This window comes from Stenotrophomonas sp. 2201_Sma (genome assembly GCF_056486685.1).
The window spans coordinates 1,478,473-1,492,929 of the sequence record NZ_CM151329.1 but is presented as its reverse complement, the minus strand read 5'-3'; the positions used below and the strand labels follow the sequence as shown (position 1 = coordinate 1,492,929).

Annotated in this window: 11 protein-coding genes; 3 read left to right on the top strand and 8 right to left on the bottom strand. The window is 68.5% G+C overall.

The genetic code is table 11. The features are described 5' to 3' along the window. Positions 1–11: 11 nt before the first annotated feature. Positions 12–1,505 carry a multidrug efflux transporter outer membrane subunit EmrC gene (emrC, locus tag ACZLIF_RS06985; RefSeq protein WP_065174708.1) on the bottom strand — a complete coding sequence of 498 codons (1,494 nt, stop codon included), beginning with the start codon at positions 1,503–1,505 and terminating at the stop codon, positions 12–14. Beyond that, positions 1,502–1,945, bottom strand: a complete 444-nt coding sequence (gene emrR, locus ACZLIF_RS06980; RefSeq protein WP_053518351.1) for a multidrug efflux system transcriptional regulator EmrR — start codon at positions 1,943–1,945, stop codon at positions 1,502–1,504. The genes emrC and emrR overlap by 4 nt, the downstream gene beginning before the upstream one ends. Before the next feature lie 145 nt (positions 1,946–2,090). Here emrR and ACZLIF_RS06975 point away from each other — a divergent pair, with 145 nt between their 5' ends. Together ACZLIF_RS06975 and parC are read left to right on the top strand one after the other, a co-directional pair. Continuing rightward, positions 2,091–2,999 (top strand): helix-turn-helix domain-containing protein, encoded by a 909-nt coding sequence (locus ACZLIF_RS06975; protein WP_128989577.1) that lies wholly within the window; start codon positions 2,091–2,093, stop codon positions 2,997–2,999. 59 nt (positions 3,000–3,058) lie between these two features. Continuing rightward, positions 3,059–5,302 carry a DNA topoisomerase IV subunit A gene (parC, locus tag ACZLIF_RS06970; RefSeq protein ID WP_053518348.1) on the top strand — a complete coding sequence of 748 codons (2,244 nt, stop codon included), beginning with the start codon at positions 3,059–3,061 and terminating at the stop codon, positions 5,300–5,302. Between the two features lie 210 nt (positions 5,303–5,512). Here the strand turns inward: parC and bfr are convergent, their stop codons facing one another. Beyond that, positions 5,513–6,001, bottom strand: a complete 489-nt coding sequence (gene bfr, locus ACZLIF_RS06965; RefSeq protein ID WP_053518345.1) for a bacterioferritin — start codon at positions 5,999–6,001, stop codon at positions 5,513–5,515. Between the two features lie 124 nt (positions 6,002–6,125). Here bfr and ACZLIF_RS06960 point away from each other — a divergent pair, with 124 nt between their 5' ends. Next, positions 6,126–8,453 carry a penicillin acylase family protein gene (locus ACZLIF_RS06960; RefSeq protein ID WP_128989579.1) on the top strand — a complete coding sequence of 776 codons (2,328 nt, stop codon included), beginning with the start codon at positions 6,126–6,128 and terminating at the stop codon, positions 8,451–8,453. Between the two features lie 82 nt (positions 8,454–8,535). Here ACZLIF_RS06960 and ACZLIF_RS06955 read toward each other — a convergent pair whose 3' ends face one another. The 5 genes from ACZLIF_RS06955 to ACZLIF_RS06935 all read right to left on the bottom strand — a co-directional run bounded on the left by ACZLIF_RS06955 (position 8,536) and on the right by ACZLIF_RS06935 (position 14,457). After that, positions 8,536–9,924 (bottom strand): cation:proton antiporter domain-containing protein, encoded by a 1,389-nt coding sequence (locus tag ACZLIF_RS06955; protein WP_128989581.1) that lies wholly within the window; start codon positions 9,922–9,924, stop codon positions 8,536–8,538. Between the two features lie 81 nt (positions 9,925–10,005). Further along, a complete protein-coding gene (gene asnB / locus ACZLIF_RS06950) occupies positions 10,006–11,697 on the bottom strand; it encodes an asparagine synthase B (protein WP_128989583.1) in 1,692 nt (563 codons plus the stop codon). A gap of 366 nt (positions 11,698–12,063) precedes the next feature. Beyond that, positions 12,064–13,191, bottom strand: coding sequence for a succinyl-diaminopimelate desuccinylase (gene dapE / locus ACZLIF_RS06945; protein WP_128989585.1), 1,128 nt, complete (start codon positions 13,189–13,191; stop codon positions 12,064–12,066). After that, positions 13,188–13,559 carry an arsenate reductase gene (locus ACZLIF_RS06940; protein ID WP_180875666.1) on the bottom strand — a complete coding sequence of 124 codons (372 nt, stop codon included), beginning with the start codon at positions 13,557–13,559 and terminating at the stop codon, positions 13,188–13,190. The genes dapE and ACZLIF_RS06940 overlap by 4 nt, the downstream gene beginning before the upstream one ends. A 31-nt stretch (positions 13,560–13,590) precedes the next feature. Then, the gene (locus ACZLIF_RS06935) at positions 13,591–14,457 is read right to left on the bottom strand and encodes a hypothetical protein (protein WP_128989587.1); all 867 of its coding nucleotides are present in this window, start codon (positions 14,455–14,457) and stop codon (positions 13,591–13,593) included.

Sequence of the window (14,457 nt, the reverse complement as noted above, 5' to 3'; positions counted from 1 at the left end):
GGCGGGGATCTTCAGGAATGCGAGGAATCGGAATGGGAGGCAAGCGGCGCGCGATCGGCATCACTGGGCTGGAAGCCCCCGCCCAGCGCTTTGCTCAGGCGCACCGAGGTCTGCACCTGCTGCGACTGCAGGCTGGCCAGCTGCTGTTGTGACTGCAGCAGGGTGGACTGTGCGGACAGCACATCCAGGTAGCTGCCGATGCCGGCGCGGTAACGCTGCCCGGCCAGGTCGAACGCTGCACGCGCAGTGTCCACGGCCTGCTGCTGCGACTGCGCCTGCTGCGCCAGCGAGCGCACCGCATTGACCTGGTCGGCCACGTCGCGCAGTGCGTCAAGCACCGCCTGGTTGTAATTGGCCACCGCCAGGTCGTACTGCGCATCGGTGTCGGCCAGGTTGGCGCGCAGCTTGCCGCCTTCGAAGATCGGCAGGCTCAGCGCCGGGCCGATGTAGGCGAAGGTGGAACTGCTCTGCAGCAGATCGCCGACATTCGGCGCCACCACGCCGGCCAGCGCGGTCAGGTTGAGGCTCGGGTAGAACTTCGTCCTGGCGACCTTGATCTGCTTGTTGGCCGCTTCCACGCGCCAGCGTGCGGCGACGATGTCAGGACGACGGCCGAGCAGCTCGCTGGGCAGCACGCCTGGCAGCTGCAGGGCCGTCGGATTCAACGGCTGCGGACGCTCGATCGTCAGCCCACGGTCGGGGCCCTTGCCGACCAGGGCGGCCAATGCGGTGCGGGCGGCGTCGATGCGTTGCTGCGCGGCCTGCACCTGCTGTTGCGCGGCGGGCACGCGGGCTTCGGCCTGGCGCACCTGCAGATCGCTGTCGATGCCAGCGCGGCGACGCTGCCGGGTCAGTTCCAGCGACTTCTGCGACCGCGTCAGTTCTTCCTCGGCGACATCGTCGAGCTGCCACGCGTAAGCAAGGTCCGCATAGGCCTGGGCGATGCCGGTGGACAGATTCAGGCGTGCGGCCTGGGCCTCCACGGTGGCGGCATGCGCGCCATCCACGGCCGCTTCCCAGGCGGCGCGCTTGCCGCCCCACAGGTCGATGCCGTAGCTGAAGTCGAAAGCGACCTGGCTGCTGCCTGCGTAGTGGCCACCGATCTCGTCGCCGGCCATCGACTCGGGCAGGCGAAGCCCGGTATAGCCGCCGGAAACGGAGAGACTGGGCAGGCGGTCAGCGCGTGCGGTACCGACCTTGGCCTGCGCCTGGCGCAGACGTGCGTCGGCGGCGTCCAGGCTCGGATGACCGGCCAGGCCTTCGGCGATCAGCGCGTCCAGCTGCGCATCGCCCAATGCCTTCCACCAGTCCTGTGCGGGGAAGCCGGTGGCACTGAGATCGGTGTCGGCCAGGGTGCGCTCGCTGTGCAGGCTGTCCACATCGAGCAGGCGGGCCTGCGGTTCGAGGCCGCGGCTGCTGGCACAGGCGGCCAGCGCCAGCGCCAGCGCCGACAGCAGCAGCGCGCGCCCGGACCGGCGGAATGAGGAATGCGGGATCGGGTTCATGGGGTCGTCAGGGAATCGCGGATTCGGGTCAGGAGGGACAACAGCAGCGTGCGCTCATCGGCGGACAGATCGCGCAGGGCGTAATCCATCACCGCGTCGCCGCGCAGTTTCAAGCGCGCCCACAGTGCGCGGCCTTCGTCGGTCAGCACGATCTGCAGCGCACGGCGGTCCTGCGCATGTGCCTCACGGCGAACGCAGCCCAGGGCTTCGAGCTTGTCCAGCAGGCGGGTGACAGCACTGGGTACCTGGTCGATGGCCTGGGCCAGTTCGTTGGCGGTGCAGGGGGCCATGTTCGAGAGCACCTTCAACCCGATGTAGTGGGTGAAGCCGATGCCCAGGTCTTCTTCGGCCATGGACGCGTCAAGCTGGCGGACCAGGCCGTCGCGCACCTGGCGCAGCAGCAGGCCGAAGCTGGGGGGAGTGGTTGCAGGACAGATCATGGGAGTGCATTCTCTTCCAAAAAAAATATTTCTCAATGGAAATATTCGATCTGGCATCGAATGCTGTGTTGCAGCAGCGGGCTGGATCAGTGAAGGCGCCTACCTTAATGGCGCCCCAGGATGGCCCGGTAGTACAATCAAGCCAATGAATGACACATTCCAGCCAGCGGACAGGATGAACAAGGAGGACATCGCCCCGGCCCGGCAGCTGCTGCGCAACGAGGCGCTGGACTGGTTCGAGCGCAACGATGGCCCGCCGGTCGTCGGCTTCCGCTTCGACAGCCCACAGGGGCTCGCCCGCGAAGTCGACTGGCACCATCATCAGCGCGCGCAGCTGATCTGTGTCGAGCGCGGCCTGCTGACCACCCGCACCTCGCACGGCACGTGGTCGCTGGCACCCGGTTCGGCCGGCTGGATGCCGCCCCTGGAACCGCACACGGTCGCTCTGGACGGTCCGCTGCGCGGTTGGGGCATGGCGCTGGCCGGGCCGGCCTGCACCACCCTTCCCGCCGCCCCCTGCGTGCTGGGCCTGTCCAGGCTGGCGCAGGCGCTGGCGGACCGGATCTGCGGCTGGTCGCTCGACCAGGTCGTCACGCCCGAGCACCAGCACATCATCGAGGTTCTGCTGGATGAGATCCGCACCGCACCGCGCCAGCGCATGCACCTGCCGATGCCGCACGATCGGCGGCTGCTGAAGATCGCCTCGCAGCTGCTGGCCGATCCCTCCGACGAGCGCAGCCTGGCCGAATGGGCGCATTGGGCCGGGCTTTCGCCGCGCAGCCTGACCCGCCACTTCCGCGACGAAACCACGCTGAGCTTCGCACAGTGGCGACAGCAGGCCCGTCTGTCCGAAGCCCTGCGGCAGCTGACCGATGGCCGCAGCGTGGCCGATATCGCCCATGCGCTGGGCTTCAGCAGCGCCAGTGCCTTCGTCACCGTGTTCCGCCGCCATTTCGGCCTGCCGCCCGGGCGCTACCTGGCGCGGGCCGGGAATGGACTGGAAACCGGCCTGGACCCTGCGCGCGGCTTGGCATCCCCGGCCGCATCCGGATAATCACAGGATTGCGAGCGGCGACCGCCGTCGCCGCCTCCCGACATAGGTAACAACGCCGCATGACCGAACTTGCCCGCCCCGTGTTCCACGGATTCGAACAACTGCCGTTGCGCGAGTACGCCGAACGCGCCTACCTCGACTACTCGATGTACGTGGTCCTGGACCGCGCCCTGCCGTTCGTCGGCGACGGCCTGAAGCCGGTGCAGCGCCGCATCATCTATTCGATGAGCGAGCTGGGCCTGAATGCCGCGTCCAAGCCGAAGAAGTCCGCACGTACCGTCGGTGACGTCATCGGTAAATACCACCCGCACGGCGACAGCGCGTGCTACGAGGCGCTGGTGCTGATGGCCCAGCCGTTCTCCTACCGCTATCCGCTGATCGAGGGCCAGGGCAACTTCGGCTCCAGCGACGACCCGAAGTCGTTCGCGGCGATGCGCTACACCGAATCCAAGCTGACCCCCATCGCCGAAGTGCTGCTGGGCGAGCTGGGCCAGGGCACCACCGACTGGGCGCCCAACTTCGATGGCACGCTGCAGGAGCCGACGTGGATGCCGGCCCGCCTGCCGCACCTGCTGCTCAACGGCACCACCGGCATCGCCGTGGGCATGGCCACCGATGTGCCGCCGCACAACCTCAACGAGATCGTCAGCGCGCTGCTGCACCTGCTGGACGATCCGGACGCCACCGTGCGCGACCTGTGCGAGCACGTGAAAGGCCCGGACTATCCCTCCAGCGCCGAGATCATCACGGCCGCCAACGATCTGCGCACCCTGTACGAGACCGGCAACGGCAGCGTGCGTGCGCGCGCGACGTTCAGCCGTGAAGCCGGCAACATCGTGGTCACCGCACTGCCGTTCCAGGTATCGCCTTCGAAGGTGATCGAGCAGATCGCCGCGCAGATGCGCGCCAAGAAGCTGCCCTGGCTGGAAGACATCCGCGATGAATCCGACCACGCCAATCCGGTGCGGGTGGTGCTGGTGCCGCGCTCGAACCGCGTCGATGCCGAGCAGCTGATGGGCCACCTGTTCGCCACCACCGACCTGGAGCGCAGCTACCGCGTCAACCTCAACGTGATCGGGCTGGACGGCCGTCCGCAGGTGAAGAACCTGAAGATGCTGCTCAGCGAATGGCTGACGTTCCGCAGCAACACCGTCACCCGCCGCCTGCAGCATCGCCTGCAGAAGGTCGAACGCCGCCTGCACCTGCTGGAAGGCCTGCTGGTGGCCTTCCTCAACCTGGACGAGGTGATCCATATCATCCGTACCGAGGACGAACCGAAGGCCGCACTGATCGCGCGCTTCGGCCTGTCCGAAGAACAGGCCGAGTACATCCTGGAGACCAAGCTGAAGCAGCTGGCCCGCCTGGAGGAAATGAAGATCCGCGGCGAGCAGGACGAGCTGGCCAAGGAACGCGAGAAGATCATCGGCATCCTCGACAGCAAGGCCAAGCTGAAGAAGCTGATCCGCGACGAGCTGCAGGCCGATGCGAAGAAGTTCGGCGACGAGCGCCGCTCGCCGCTGGTCCAGCGCCAGGCGGCGCAGGCCATCGACGAGACCGAACTGGTGCCGAGCGAGCCGATGACGGTGGTGCTGTCGCAGAAGGGCTGGATCCGCGCCGCCAAGGGTCATGACGTGGACGCGTCGGCCCTGTCCTATCGCGATGGCGATGCGCTGCAGGGCGCCGTGCGCGCGCGCAGCACCCAGCAGGTCGCATTCCTGGACAGCGAAGGCCGGGCCTATTCAACGGCGGTGCACACCCTGCCTTCTGCGCGGGGCAACGGCGAGCCGCTGACCGGCCGTTTCTCGCCGGCGCCCGGCACCAGCTTCGTCACCCTGGCCAGCGCCGAGCCGGACGCACGCTTCGTGCTCGCGTCCAGCCATGGCTACGGCTTCGTCACCCGCTTCGAGAACCTGATCGGCCGCAACAAGGCCGGCAAGGCGATGCTGAACCTGTCCGCCGGCTCGTCGGTGCTGCCGCCGGCGGTGGTCGCCAATGTCGAGAGCGACCGCATCGTGGCGGTGACCAGCTCGGGCAACCTGCTGGCGATTCCGGCCAGCGATCTGCCCGAACTGGACAAGGGCAAGGGCAACAAGATCATCGAGATCCCCAAGGCCAAGCTGGCCACGGAACGCGTGGTCGCCATCGTGGCGATCGGGCCGGGGCAGACCCTGCAGGTGCGCGCCGGCCAGCGCACGATGGGCCTGAAGTTCAACGAGCTCGATGCCTACCTCGGCGCGCGGGCGACCCGCGGCCACCTGCTGCCGCGTGGCTGGCAGAAGGTCGAAGGCCTGTCAGTGGAATGACGCAGCGGGGTCGGATCCCTTTCCAACGGAAAGGGCTCTGACCCCAGCTCTGCCCGCCGGGCATGGCCCGGCGCTACCGGAACGCAGCACCAGACACGAAAAAGCCGGGGCATTCCCCGGCTTTTTCGTTGTCGGCTGGCGGGCGGTGGAGCGGCTGGCGGGCGAAGGCTGGCGAGCGATGCTCCGGTGCTGGCGGGCGACGGTACCGGTTTAGTGCGCCGGGGCGCCGCTGCCGTCGATCTTGCTCAGCTGGTACAGCTCCAGGCCGATGCGCTTGATCAGGCCCAGTTGCTGCTCCAGCCACCAGGCGTGGTCCTCTTCGGTGTCCTTCAGCTGCGCCAGCAGGATGTCGCGGCTCACGTAGTCGCCCTTCTCTTCGCACAGCTTCATGCCGGCGGCGAGGTTGTTGCGCACGGCGTACTCGGTGTCCAGATCCTTCTGCAGCATCTCCTCCACCGTCGTACCCGGCTCGGTCAGGTGCGGGCGCATGTCAGGATCACCGCCAAGGAACAGGATGCGGCGCAGCAGCGCGTCGGCATGCTGGGTCTCTTCCTCCATCTCGTGGTTCAGGCGCTCGTACAGCGCGAACAGGCCCTGGTCCTCGTAGCGGCGGGAGTGGATGAAGTACTGGTCGCGCGCGGCAAGCTCGCCGCGCAGCAGTTCCTTCAGGCAGGCGATGACGTCCGGGTTGCCTTTCATGGGGGGGCTCCTGTGAATCGATGCGGCATAGGGTGCCCCATTTCGGGATACGGTGATCTAATCGGAATCAGTCGCAGTTGCGCCTGCGGCTACAATCGGCCCCGGCGTTCGGAAAGGACCTGCAATGCGACGTACATGGCGTTGGCTGCTCGGCGTGCTGATCGCCACCCTGCCGGTGGTGGCCCTGGCAGCGTGGCTGCTGCTGCGCGGCAGCCTGGCCGATCTGGAAGGTGAACATGCCCTGCCCGGCCTAAGCGCAGCAGTCACTGTCGAGCGCGACGCGCTGGGCGTGGTCACCATTACCGCGGGCAGCCAGGCCGACGCCATGCGTGCGCTCGGCCGTGTCCACGCGCAGGAGCGCTACTTCGAGATGGACCTGATGCGGCGCAGCGCAGCCGGCGAACTGGCTGCGCTGTTCGGCCCGAAGGCCATCGAGGTGGACAAGCGCATGCGGGTTCATCGCCTGCGCGCGCGGACCGACGCCCATCTGGAGGCCGCCCTGGGCAGCAACGCCGCGGCGGTAAACGCGTATGTCGAAGGGGTCAACCAGGGCCTGGCCGATCTCTCCGTGCGCCCGTGGGCCTACCTGCTGCTGCGGCAGGCGCCGCAGCCGTGGACCGCCAGCGACAGCGTGCTGGCCGGGCTGGCCATGTACGCCGATCTGCAGGATCCGGGCAACCGGACTGAACTGGCGCTCAGCCGCATCCAGGCGGTGGTGCCACCGGCGCTGCATGCGCTGATCGCGCACCAGGGCAGCGAATGGGATGCGCCCCTGTTCGGCGAGCCGCGCGGCAATGCCCTGCTGCCCGATGCAGGGCAACTGGATCTGCGCACGCTGGCCGCCTCGCCCGCCTCCGTGCCGGTGGAAACCGGCGCAGTGGGCAGCAACAACTTCGCCGTGGCCGGCGCCCTCACTGCCGATGGCCGTGCGATCGTTGCCGACGACATGCACCTGGGCCTGCGTGCACCCGGCCTCTGGTTCCGCGTGCGCCTGCGCTATCCCGATCCGCAGGCGGCCGGTGGCCAGGTCGACATCAGCGGCTTCTCGCTGCCCGGTCTGCCAGCCGTCATCGTCGGCAGCAACGGGCATGTCGCCTGGGGGTTCACCAACAGCTACATCGACACCGCCGATTTCCGCAACGAACCGGCCACGGCCCCGGTGACGGTGCATGAAGAGCGCATCGCCGTGGCCGGCCAGGATGACGTGGTGTTCCCGGTGCGCGAGACCGCCTGGGGGCCGATCCTGCACACCCACGCCGATGGCAGCGGCGACGCACTGCGCTGGGTCGCACATCTGCCCGGCGCGGTGCGCCTGGATTTCGCCGACATGGCCCGCGCGGGCGACCTGGACCAGGCCCTGCGCGTGGCCGACCGCGCCGGCATTCCTGCACAGAACCTGGTGATCGGCGACCGCAGCGGGCGCATCGCCTGGCGTCTGATCGGCGCCCGTCCGGACCGTGGCCCCGGATGTGCGGCGGCCGGCTACGCGCCAGCGCGCAATGACGCCTGCGCACCCTGGTCGCTGCGCAGCGACGCTGCTCCCGCACTGATCGATCCCGCCAACCACCGTCTGTGGACCGCCAACGGCCGCGTGCTGGACGGCGCCTCACTGGCAGTGGCCGGCAATGGCGGCTACGACCTTGGCGCCCGCGCGCGGCAGATCCGCGACCTGCTGGCGGTCCAGGACCGTTTCGATGAGCACGACCTGCTGGCGATCCAGCTCGATGACCGCGCGGTAATGCTGCAACGCTGGTGGGCGCTGCTGCAGCAGATCACCGCACACAGCAGCGACCCTGCACTGCAGCGCCTGCATGCAGCCAATGCGCACTGGGAAGGACGGGCATCGGTAGACTCGGTGAGCTATCGCATCACCCGCGGCTTCCGTGGCAAGGTGCTCGATGCGGTGGAAGGCGCGCTGCTCGCGCCTGCCCGCGCACAGCTGGGCGCCGATTACCTGCCGCCGCGGCTGCCCGAGCTGGAAGGCGTGGTCTGGCCGATGCTGGAACAGCGCCCGGCACATCTGCTGCCACCCGGTATCGACAGCTGGGATGCGTTGCTGGCGAAGGCCGCACGTGAGCTGGAAGCAGATCTTGCCGGCCAGGGACCGCTGGCCCAGCGCCGCTGGGGAGAGCGCAACACCGCGTCGATCTGCCACCCGGTCAGTCGCGCCCTGCCCGCCTTCGCACGCCGCGCGTTGTGCATGCCGGCCGAGCCGTTGCCCGGCGACCGCGACATGCCACGGGTGCAGGCCCCGGATTTCGGTGCTTCGCAGCGGATGGTGGTCTCCCCCGGTCACGAAGCCGACGGCATCGTGCACATGCCCGGTGGCCAGAGTGGCCACCCGCTGTCCCCCTACTGGGGCGCGGGCCACGAAGACTGGGTGCATGGCCGCCCCTCGCCGTTCCTGCCGGGCAAGGCCCAGCACGTGATGACGCTGGTGCCGGCGAGATAGAGGGGTAGCGCCGGGCCATGCCCGGCGAGCGCGCAGCGTGGACGGACAGCAAAGCCGCCGGGCATGGCCCGGCGCTACCGGCTCAGGTGCGGCGGCGCTCGATCAGGTTCAACAACGGCCCAGTCATCGCAGTGGTCACCAGTGCCATGATCACCAGCACCGCAAACAGGCGATCCCCGAGCAGGCCCAGCTCATAGCCCAGGTTGAGCACGATCAGTTCCATCAGGCCGCGCGTGTTCATCAGCGCTCCCAGCCGCCATGCCTCGCGGGCCGGCAGGCCGGTGCTGCGGGCGGCACTGAATGTGCCCAGCAGCTTGCCGGCCGTGGCCACCGCGATCACCACCAGGCACAGCACGATGTCGCCGGCGTGCAGTGCGTCGGCGCGCATGCGCAGGCCGGTCATGGCGAAGAACAGGGGCAGCAGCAGGGTCACCGCGAACGGCTCGACGCGGGCCATCAGCAGTGCGCGCAGCGGCGCATTGGATGACACCGCCACGCCCGCAGCGAATGCACCGAACAACGCATGGATGCCCAGCATCTCGGTCACCAACGCACTGGCCAGCGACAACAGCAGGATGCCCAGCAACCACCGTCCTTCGCGTCCTGCCACGACCTGCTGGCGGGCAAACCACGGTCTCACCAGGCCAAGCATCAGCACCACGAAGGCCACCACGCCCAGCAGGTTGAGGCTTGCCGGCAGCCAGCCACCGGCCTGTGCAGCCGCCACGATCAGCGCCAGCAGGCACCAGGCCGTGGCGTCGCCGAGTGCCGCGCAGGCAATGGCGGTCTGTCCCAGCGGCGTATGGGTGATGCCGCGATCGGCGAGGATCCGCAGCAGCACCGGGAATGCCGTGATGCTCATCGATATCCCGACGAACAGCGCGAAGGACGTGAAGCCCACGCCCTGCGGACCGTGCTGCGGGTACAGCCAGATGGCCAGGGCCACGCCCAGCACGAACGGCACGGCGATACCGGCGTGGCTGACGGTGAACGCGAACCGCCGTCGTCCGCGCAGTGCGGCCAGATCGAGTTCGGCACCGGCCACCAGCAGGAACATCAGCACACCCAGCTGGCTGAGCAGGCCCAACGGCCCCAGCGACAGCGCTGGGAACAGCGCGCCATGCAACTGCGGCAACAGGCTGCCCAGCACCAGCGGGCCCATCATCAGGCCTGCCGCCATTTCGCCGATCACCGCCGGCTGGCCGACGCGCTTGAGCAGCGCTCCCGCGCCCTTGGCCACCAGCAGCAGGACCAGCAGCTGCAGCAGGAACAGGCCCAGCGGCGATGACAGATGCCGGGCCCAGCTGCCTCCGTCGGCAACCGTGGCGCGTGCGACCGCTTCAGGCGCCGCCGGCCCGGCATACCGCGCCAGCAGCAGGCCGGCCAGCAACGGCAGCCCGGCCCAGGCCACGTAGCGCCACCCCCACTTCATCGGCGGCGCCCGGCCCTCGCTCTGTACGTCCATGAACATTCCCCAATGTGCAGGGGGCGATGATACGTCCTTGCCTGCGCCGACGCTGCGCGCCCGCCGGGCGTGGCCGGGCGCTGCCGGTCACGCCAGGGCCTGCTCGTGTACCCCGGCAATCGCCCGGCCGGACGGATCGGCCGCTGCGGCGAAACTCGCGTCCCAGGCAATCGCGGCCGGTGAGGAACAGGCGATCGATTTTCCACCCGGGACCGTTTCGGCCGCGGCCCGGCTCGGGAAGAACTGTTCGAACAGGTGGCGATAGTAGTACGCCTCCTTGGTCTGCGGCGGGTTGTGCGGGAAGCGCTTGTCGGCGGCGGCCAGTACCCGGTCGCTGACCTGCGCCTCGGCGTGCGCCTTCAATCCATCGATCCAGCCGTAGCCGACGCCATCGCTGAACTGCTCCTTCTGGCGCCACAGGATGCTGTCCGGCAGATAGCCATCGAACGCTTCACGCAACACCGCCTTCTCGATACGGCGACCGCCGAAGCCGCTGCCGACCATCTTGTGCGCGGCGTCGATGCGCATCGCCACATCGAGGAAGTCGCGGTCCAGGAACGGCACGCGAGGCTCCACGCCCCAGGCCATCATCGACTTGTTGGCACGCAGGCAATCGTAGTTGTGCAGGGCATCGAGCTTGCGCACCAGCTCCTGGTGGAATTCGCGCGCGTCCGGTGCCTTGTGGAAGTACAGGTAGCCGCCGAAGATCTCGTCGCTGCCTTCGCCGGACAACACCATCTTCACCCCCATCGCCTTGATCCGCCGGGCCAGCAGGAACATCGGCGTGGACGCGCGGATGGTGGTGACATCGTAGGTCTCGATGTGACGGATCACTTCCGGCAGTGCATCCAGGCCTTCCTCGAAGGTGTATTCGAAGCCGTGGTGGACGGTATCCAGTGCCTCCGCCGCCACCGCTGCAGCAGCCAGGTCGGGCGATCCCTTCAGCCCGATCGCGAACGAATGCAGGCGCGGCCACCAGGCTTCGCTCTGGCCGCCATCCTCGATGCGGCGGCGGGCATAGCGTGCGGCCACGGCGGCCACCAGCGACGAATCCAGACCGCCCGAAAGCAGTACGCCGTAGGGCACGTCGCTCATCAGCTGACGCTCCACGGCATGCTCGAACGCTTCGCGCAGCTCGGCCAGATCGGCCTGGCGCCCTTCAACGTCCGCATACTCGCGCCAGGGCTGCTGGTAGTAGCGCACCAGTTCGCCACTGGCACTGTCGTAGTAATGACCCGGCGGGAACTGGGCAACGTCGGCACAGGTATCCACCAGCGCTTTCATCTCCGAGGCCACACGCAGGCGCCCCTGCGCGTCGTGCCCCCAGTACAGCGGCACCACGCCGACCGGATCGCGCGCCACCAGTACGCGACCGGCATCGCGGTCCCACAGCGCGAAGGCGAAGATGCCGTTGAGCTGCTCCAGCCAGCGGGACGGCGAGCCTCCCTGCCGGTACAGCGCGTTGATCACCTCGCAGTCCGAGCCGGTCTGGAAGTCGTAGGGGTGGGCCAGCGCGGCCTTGAGCAGCTGATGGTTGTAGATTTCGCCGTTGACCGCCAGCGCCAGCTGACCGTCCGCCGACAACAGCGGCTGCGAGCCACCCGCCGGATCGACGATGGCCAGCCGCTCGTGCACCAGCAGTGCACCTTCATCAAGGTAGACGCCGCTCCAGTCCGGGCCACGATGACGCTGCCGCTGCGACAGCTCCAACGCATGCCGGCGCAGGGCGGGAAGATCATCACCGGCCTGCAGGCCGAAGATTGCGAAGATCGAACACATGGGGGAACTCCTGTTGTCGGTTCTACGAGGGGCAAGGTGTTCGACCGGCCATCCAGGCCCGGGTAGCGCTGCGCCCGGGCACAAAAAAACCCGCATCGGCCGATGCGGGTTTTCTGGTGTCCGGGCGTGTGTTGCTGTCTATCTACCCAGGGCGCAGTCCCGCATCGGCCGCGCACGATTATTCGCGCGCAGATTATTGCGGTTGTTGTTGACGGCGGTGGCCAGGCGGATCGACATGACCCGACCCTAACCCGGTTTCCGGGGCCGCGCAACAGTTGCGTTGGCAACCAGGTGCGTCGTACGCCGGGCATGGCCCGGCGCTACCGTCGGCCAAGGGCGGCGCCGGGCCATGCCCGGCGTCGTGCCTCACACCAGCAGGCGCTCGACCAGCCGCCGGTACAGGCCCGGCAGGGCCTCAAGCTCGTCCACGCGCACGTTCTCGTCCACCTGGTGAATGCTGGCGTTGACCGGTCCCACTTCGATGCACTGCGCGCCCAAGGGCGCGATGAAGCGGGCGTCGGACGTTCCGCCACCGGTGCTTTCTTCCGGCGCACCGCCGATGTGGTCGGCCAGCACCGCGCGCGCGGCGGCACGCAGGGTACCTTCGGGCGTGTAGAACGGCTCGCCGCTGCGGTGCCACTTCAGCGTGTACTGCAGGCCGTGGCGGTCCAGCAGCGCGGTGATCTCCGCTTCCAGCTTCGGCGCATCCCAATGCGGGTTGTAGCGGACGTTGAAATCCACTTCCAGCTCGCCCGGAATCACGTTGTTGGCACCGGTGCCGGCATGGATGTTGGAGATCTGCAGGCTGGTCGGCGGAAAGCTCTCGTAACCCTCGTCCCAGCGCCGCGCACTCAGTTCGGCCAACGCCGGCGCCGCCTGGTGGATCGGATTGCGCGCCTTCTCCGGGTAGGCCACATGGCCCTGCACGCCCTGCACGCGCAGCTTCGCCGACAGGCTGCCGCGGCGGCCGACGCGGAGCAGATCGCCCAGCGTTGCGGTCGACGAGGGTTCGCCGGTGATGCACCAGTCGATGCGCTGGCCACGCTCTGCGAACAGGCGCGCGACATGGCGCACGCCGTCGATCGCATCGCCCTCCTCGTCACTGGTCAGCAGCACCGCCAGCGTTCCCGCATGATGCGGGTGGGCTGCGGCGAACTGCTCGGCCGCGATCACGAACGCGGCCACGCTGCCCTTCATGTCGGCCGCGCCACGGCCGTACAGCACGCCATCGCGGATCTGCGGGACGAACGGATCGCTCTGCCAGGCCTCGCGCGGTCCCGGTGGCACCACGTCGGTGTGGCCCAGCAGGACCAGCACCGGCGCACCGCTGCCATGGGTCGCCCACAGGTTGTCGACGTCGCCCAGGCGCAGGTGCTCGCAGTCGAACCCCGCACGCTGCAGCCGCGCCGCAAGCAGCGCCTGGCAGCCGGCATCGTCCGGCGTGACCGATGGCCGTGCGATCAGCTCGCTGGCCAGGTCCAGCACCGCGCTCACGCGCCGCCCACGCCGAAGCGCGCCTTGAACCCGTTGTCGCTGAATCCCTGGCTGACCTTGCCGTCGGACGTCACCACCAGCGGGCGCTTGATCAGCTGCGGGTACTCGCGCAGCAGCAGCTTCCACTCGGCATCGGAGGCGGCCGCCTTGCGATTGTCCGGCAGCTGCCGCCAGGTGGTCGATGACCGGTTGACCATCGCGGACAGGCCGCCCAGCTGCGCGGCCCACTCGACCAGCGTTTCCGGGCCGGGCTTGGTCTCGCGGTAGTCGACGAAGGTGTATGGCACGCCGAAGCGGTCCAGCCACTTGGTCGCCTTCTTGCAGGTATCGCAGTTCTTCAATCCGTAGACAGTGGTGCTCATGGCCATCGGCAATGCTGGAAAACAGAGGGGCAGAATCTCACAACAGACGCTCGGACACGACCCGGAACGGCACGCGTGGCAGGTGGAAGGCCAGCCCGTCGGGCAGCGCAACGCCCATCGCCTGCAGGCGTGGACACTGCAGCGTGCCCTGCAGGTGCAGCGGCCGCAGATGGGTCAGCTCCACCGGCAGGTCGATGCGGGTGCTGGCCCAGTGCCCGTCACAGGTACGGGCGATGGCCTCGTCCTGGCAGGTCAGGAAACGCAGCAGGGCGTGATGGCCGCCAAAGGCCGCCGACCAGGTGGTGTCGTCCCAGCCTGCGGCAACCTGCCACTGCAGTCGAAGCGCCGGCGCGCTGCCGTGCCCACCTTCGATCAGGGTATGGCCGCCGCCATCGGCATCGAGCACATGCGCGAAGCGCACGGAGAGATGAGGTTGCATGGCATCGCTGAAGGCACGCGCACCGGCGACGAAGGCCAGCTGATCCATCACGTTGCGGTCGAACAGCACGACCGGGGTGCCGTCCGGATCGTCGTCGCGGCGCAGGTACCAGCGCCAGTTGCTCTGCTGCGGCGATGGCATCAGCGCCCGCAGAGGGCCGGCCAGGGCCGGCCCGAAGTGACCGTGCCGATAGCTGAGGATGGTGTAAGGCGTACGACCGGCATGGACCACGTAGTGATGGCCAGGCGGCGGTGACGGCGCATGACGCACATCGACCCACCAGCTGGCGTAGACCACGTCGCGCACATCGCTGGCCAGCGCCGGCATCGGCCAGCGCCGCGACAGCGCGCGGCGCAGCCGGGTCCAGCGCGGTGCGTGCAGCAGGCGCGGCAGCATCCGCGCGAACACGTTGTCGAACGGATGCCGGTAGATCGCGGACTGCGCCAGGTCGTCCGGCGCAGCCAT

Bases quoted from the DNA above. Each gene is read 5' to 3' on its own strand.
- emrC (WP_065174708.1), bottom strand. From the start codon at position 1,505: ATGAACCCGATCCCGCATTCCTCATTCCGCCGGTCCGGGCGCGCGCTG.
- emrR (WP_053518351.1), bottom strand. From the start codon at position 1,945: ATGATCTGTCCTGCAACCACTCCCCCCAGCTTCGGCCTGCTGCTGCGC.
- ACZLIF_RS06975 (WP_128989577.1), top strand. From the start codon at position 2,091: ATGAATGACACATTCCAGCCAGCGGACAGGATGAACAAGGAGGACATC.
- parC (WP_053518348.1), top strand. From the start codon at position 3,059: ATGACCGAACTTGCCCGCCCCGTGTTCCACGGATTCGAACAACTGCCG.
- bfr (WP_053518345.1), bottom strand. From the start codon at position 6,001: ATGAAAGGCAACCCGGACGTCATCGCCTGCCTGAAGGAACTGCTGCGC.
- ACZLIF_RS06960 (WP_128989579.1), top strand. From the start codon at position 6,126: ATGCGACGTACATGGCGTTGGCTGCTCGGCGTGCTGATCGCCACCCTG.
- ACZLIF_RS06955 (WP_128989581.1), bottom strand. From the start codon at position 9,924: ATGTTCATGGACGTACAGAGCGAGGGCCGGGCGCCGCCGATGAAGTGG.
- asnB (WP_128989583.1), bottom strand. From the start codon at position 11,697: ATGTGTTCGATCTTCGCAATCTTCGGCCTGCAGGCCGGTGATGATCTT.
- ACZLIF_RS06940 (WP_180875666.1), bottom strand. From the start codon at position 13,559: ATGGCCATGAGCACCACTGTCTACGGATTGAAGAACTGCGATACCTGC.
- ACZLIF_RS06935 (WP_128989587.1), bottom strand. From the start codon at position 14,457: ATGGCTGCGCCGGACGACCTGGCGCAGTCCGCGATCTACCGGCATCCG.